Origin of the sequence: Streptomyces sp. AC550_RSS872 (assembly GCF_019049285.1) — a bacterium.
GTDB lineage: Bacteria > Actinomycetota > Actinomycetes > Streptomycetales > Streptomycetaceae > Streptomyces.
Genome location: NZ_JAGMUL010000160.1, coordinates 1 through 208 on the forward strand (window position 1 = coordinate 1; position 208 = coordinate 208).

The 208-nt window shown below is 68.3% G+C and carries 1 protein-coding gene; it reads left to right on the forward strand.

What is annotated here, in order from left to right; all coding sequences use genetic code 11:
* The coding region (locus tag KUM44_RS38205) for a hypothetical protein (RefSeq protein ID WP_217214373.1) at positions 1-208 on the forward strand (208 nt) is incomplete at both ends.

The following is a 208-nucleotide window of genomic DNA, read 5'->3' on the forward strand; positions in this document are numbered from 1 at the left end:
GGGCCACGGCGATGGCGGTGGGTGATACGGCGGAGCAGTTGTCGCGGCGTGGTGTGGGTTTGCTGGAGCCGGAGTTGGCGGTTCGGGCGTTGCGGCAGGTGTTGGAGCAGGACGAGGTGTCGGTGACGGTGGCCGACATGGACTGGTCGTTGTTCACGCCGGGGTACACGATGGCGCGGCGTCGCCCGCTGATCGAGGACATCCCCGA